This is a genomic window from Nocardioides sp. REDSEA-S30_B4 (genome assembly GCF_001627265.1).
GTDB lineage: Bacteria > Actinomycetota > Actinomycetes > Propionibacteriales > Nocardioidaceae > Nocardioides.
Genome location: NZ_LUPI01000037.1, coordinates 1 through 3,766 on the forward strand (window position 1 = coordinate 1; position 3,766 = coordinate 3,766).

At 67.4% G+C, this 3,766-nt stretch carries 4 protein-coding genes and 2 pseudogenes; 5 read left to right on the forward strand and 1 reads right to left on the reverse strand.

Going from position 1 to position 3,766, the window contains the following annotated elements; translation table 11 throughout:
- Positions 1-104: pseudogene (locus tag A6R01_RS09085) on the forward strand (IS481 family transposase); the annotation flags it as partial.
- 27 nt (positions 105-131) lie between these two features.
- Here A6R01_RS09085 and A6R01_RS09090 read toward each other — a convergent pair.
- The gene (locus A6R01_RS09090) at positions 132-1,073 is read right to left on the reverse strand and encodes a helix-turn-helix domain-containing protein (RefSeq protein ID WP_292605129.1); all 942 of its coding nucleotides are present in this window, start codon (positions 1,071-1,073) and stop codon (positions 132-134) included.
- A 108-nt stretch (positions 1,074-1,181) separates the two neighbouring features.
- Between A6R01_RS09090 and A6R01_RS09095 the strand changes: the two genes are divergently transcribed.
- From A6R01_RS09095 to A6R01_RS09105, 4 genes and pseudogenes are all read left to right on the forward strand, one after another.
- A complete protein-coding gene (locus A6R01_RS09095; protein ID WP_292605126.1) occupies positions 1,182-1,493 on the forward strand; it encodes an antibiotic biosynthesis monooxygenase in 312 nt (103 codons plus the stop codon).
- Positions 1,494-1,894: 401 nt separating this feature from the next.
- Positions 1,895-2,149: a transposase gene (locus A6R01_RS09100; protein WP_292605127.1), complete on the forward strand. Its 255-nt coding sequence runs from the start codon at positions 1,895-1,897 to the stop codon at positions 2,147-2,149.
- Positions 2,112-2,273: pseudogene (locus tag A6R01_RS18275) on the forward strand (antibiotic biosynthesis monooxygenase); the annotation flags it as partial. The gene A6R01_RS09100 and the pseudogene A6R01_RS18275, both read left to right, overlap by 38 nt.
- A gap of 139 nt (positions 2,274-2,412) precedes the next feature.
- Complete coding sequence (locus tag A6R01_RS09105; protein WP_292605128.1) at positions 2,413-3,543, forward strand: FAD-dependent oxidoreductase; 1,131 nt, start codon at positions 2,413-2,415, stop codon at positions 3,541-3,543.
- Positions 3,544-3,766 lie beyond the last annotated feature (223 nt).

Consider the following 3,766-nt stretch of genomic DNA (forward strand, 5'->3'; position numbering starts at 1 on the left):
TCACCGACTGGCTCCACACCTACAATCACCACCGCGGTCACACCGCGCTCGGCGGCAAGTCACCAGCCGACCTTGTGCCCAACCTGTGTGGACAGAACAACTAGGACACCGGCTACAGGCATGGCGATAGGTCAGGAACGGCGTCGCTCCCTGCGCAGGAGGGAGCGCAGAGTCTCGGCGTTCGCGTAGCCGACCCGTAGCGCGATCTCGGCGGAGGTGAGGTCCGTGGTTGCTGAGAGGTGTCGAGCTCGTTCGATGCGAAGCCGTTGGACGAAGCCGAGCGGAGTGAGGTTGAGCGCCGCACGGACTCGTCGTTCGAGGGTGCGCCGGCTGGTGCCGAGCGACTGCGCGACGAAGGCGACGTTGAACGGTTCGTCCAGGTGGGCGCGCACGAAGCGTTCGAACTCCACGACGATCGGGTCCTCGTGCCGGAGATGTTCGTAGGCGACGAAGGCCGCCTGCGACGGACGCTCGTCGATGATGAGGAGCTTGGCGACATGTTGGGCCAGGTCGGGGCTGATCGATCGCACGAGTGAGAGCGCGAGGTCGATGTGGGCGAACGCGGCGCCGGCGGTGACGAGGTTCCCGTCGACCACGACCATGGTGTCGAGATCGAGAGCGACGGTCGGATAGCGCTTCAGGAACTCCGGCCCCAGGAACCAGCTGGTCGTCGCGCGCCGATGGTGCATCCGTCCGGTCTCGGCGACAGCGAACACGCCGGTGCACGCCGCGGCGATCTGGGTGGTCGCGTCGTCGAGGCGCGCGAGTGAGGCGATGACCGAACGAGCATCTCGGCTCTGGAGGGCGTCGTTGGTAGCGGCGGCCGTGAAGGTTCCGAGCGCAGGGACGACGACCACGTCGAACTCTGCGGACTCCGACAGCGGGTGGTCCACCGTCAGGGTCATCGATGCTGACGTGGTCACGTGCCGTTTCGGTCCGAGGATGGCGAGTTCGATCGGGTCGATCCGCGGGTCGACATCGCCGCGGGCTCCGTCGGCCACCCGCAGGATGTCGATGACCGACGCGACAGCCGAACCGAAGCAGCCGTCGATCGCGATCAGTCCGATACGCATGGCGCGAACAATAGCAATACTGCCGTATACGCCACTTCTCACATGTCCTTGCTCGGCCTACGCTGAACTCGCTTCACCAAGAGACCTCGACACCTAGGAGAACCACCCATGGCCACGCCCGCATCACTTCCGTACGCCTTCGTAGCCAAGATCGTCGCGGCCGATGGACAGCACGACGCGCTCGCCGATCTGCTCGCCGGCGCTGTCGCGCTCGCCAACGAGGAAGTGGGGACGATTGTCTGGTTCGCGGTCAGGACCCACGCCGACACCTTCTGGATCTTCGATGCATTCCCCGACGAGGCCGCTCGCGACGCCCACGCCAACGGCGCCATCGTCGCAGCCCTGACGGCCAACCAGCACCTCCTCGGCGCAGCACCCGAGATCCTGCCGGCCGACGTCCTCGCGTCCAAGCTCCCGTAGTCCGCCAACGCACGAGACGATCGCGCCCCGCCGAGCCATCGCCAGGTCGCGACGCGACGCCACGCTGCGTTGCCGAGCGGTGCGAGGCTTATCGGCACACGGACAGGATGCCGGCCGCGAGCGCTCAGCCGGCGAGAGGTCCGTCGCAGAGGAGAGCGACGTCGGTGTCGGGCAGAGCCGTGAGGCCTGCGCATCGCGCGACCACCAGAACCGAACAGCCTGTCGTGTGCTGGCTCAGGACATCGGAATGGGATGTGTCGGGTCATCGGCATTGCGGCCGCCCGGTGATCCGACACGGCCCGACGCTGGTCGGTGTCGAAGCGCCGTCTTGTCTTCACCGCTGTCCTTGCCGGTCCCGTCGTCGTCGAAGACGGGCTCTCAATCCAAGGAGGATGAGAGTCATGGCAGCACCCAGGAAGTACCCCGACGAGTTGCGTGAGCGGGCCACTCGTCTGGCCGTTGAGCTGCGAGCGAACCCAGCGACGAAGCAGGGCGCGATCGCTCGCGTCGCCGAGCAGCTCGGGATGCACCGCGAGACCCTGCGGCGCTGGGTCCGCCAGGCAGAGATCGGCGGCGGTACTCGTCCGGGCACCACGACCAGCGACGCCGAGCGGCTGGCCGACCTCGTTCGGGAGCTTCGACGTGTTCCCCGATGACGCCGGACGTGACGCTCACCTGTCCGGCCCTGTTGCGGTAGCTCTCGGCCAGCAGACCGGTACGTTGTTCTCCGAACCGACGATCGAGAAGCTCGACGTGTTGGGCTCCAAGCTTCCCGCCTGACACCACAGACCGGGAGTACTGACCCCGACATGAGGGGTCGCTGCGCACTGACTTCGGGCTGACACAGCCCGTTGACGTCGTGGCAGCGGCCCCTTCTCGTGCGGCCTATCGCACATCACCAACAGATCGAGGAATCGCGATGACAGGAACCGACGACGGCGTTGCCACGACGCGTGCACCCGAGGTAGCAGTGATCGGGGGCGGGATCGTCGGTCTGTCGACGGCGTACGCGCTGCGGGAGCAGGGCGTGCCGGTGCGTTTGTATGAGGCTGGTCTGCCCGGGACGGGTCAGTCGGCAGGCGAGTCGCGGATCTTCCGGCATGCCCACGACGACCCGCGACTCGTCGCCTTCGCACGCGAAAGCCGTGGGGTATGGGATGAGTGGGCCGAACACTTCGAGGTCGAGCTGGTCTCATCAGACGGTGTCGTGGCGATCGGAGACAGCGCCCTGGCGCGGTTGCGGGTGCTCGACGAGGTCGGCGGCGTGGAAGCGCACGAGATCGACGCAGCCGAGGTCGCCCAGCGGATGCCGCTGCTCGCTGGGTATTCGGGGCCAGCGGTGCTCGACGAGTCGGGCGGCGCGATCCGCACCCGCGCCGCAATCACGGCACTCACGGGTGCCCTCGCAGATGCGGTCACCACCGGTGAGGTCATCTCCATCGATCCCCGCGCCGACGGGACGGTCGAGGTGCGCAGCGTCACCGACCGGGCTGTCTACTCCAAGGTGGTCGTGTGCGCCGGCCGCGAAACCGCCCGTCTGGCACGCAGCGTCGGCCTGTCTCTGCCGGTTCGCCTTGCCGCACACGTCCGGCTGACCTTCGACGTGAAAGCCGCCGCCCCGGCACGAGTAGCGTGCCTGCAGGACAGCAGCGGCGTCTTCGGCGAAGTCGGCGTCTACGCGACGCCGCTACCGGGCAACAGCAGCTATTCGGTCGGACTCAGCGACACCGTCGGCGTCCGCGACGACGGAACCTTCATCGACCCGGCGGCGATTCGATCGCTGGACGAACGCGCACGCGAATACGTGACACGGGCGCTGCCCGGTCTCCACCCGGAGCCGCGCGACTTCCTTCACTGCTGGGTGACCGACCTCCCATGGAGCGAGGACGGCGTGGCCGTGTGGGAGGCAGGCTCGGTCTTTTTTGTGGCCGGTCACAATCTGTTCAAGCAGGCACCTGCGCTGGGTCGCGCTCTCGCCCGGGCTGCGACCGGCGGTGGCATCGCCGCCGAGCTCGAGCCGGGCGCGCGCCTGGGCGAACCACAGCAATAGGCTTCCGATCCAATCGACGTAGCATCCACGGGTCCTTCCGTGCGCGGCAGCCGACTGGCAAGGGCAAGCGTAGGTTGAGGTATGGATCAACAAGACCTTCCCTGTTCACGCAGCGCACCCCCGCCCGCTCATCGGCTGCTTGTTCCATTGACCTCAGAACCGGTGCCTGGCGAGGCTCGGTTCAGGCGTCCGGGCCGTCGCTCTCACATCGGCTGCCCACGCT

What these genes read in the sequence shown, in the direction of transcription:
- A6R01_RS09090 (WP_292605129.1), bottom strand. Translation starts at nt 1,073, where the DNA reads ATGCGTATCGGACTGATCGCGATCGACGGCTGCTTCGGTTCGGCTGTC.
- A6R01_RS09095 (WP_292605126.1), top strand. Translation starts at nt 1,182, where the DNA reads ATGGCCACGCCCGCATCACTTCCGTACGCCTTCGTAGCCAAGATCGTC.
- A6R01_RS09100 (WP_292605127.1), top strand. Translation starts at nt 1,895, where the DNA reads ATGGCAGCACCCAGGAAGTACCCCGACGAGTTGCGTGAGCGGGCCACT.
- A6R01_RS09105 (WP_292605128.1), top strand. Translation starts at nt 2,413, where the DNA reads ATGACAGGAACCGACGACGGCGTTGCCACGACGCGTGCACCCGAGGTA.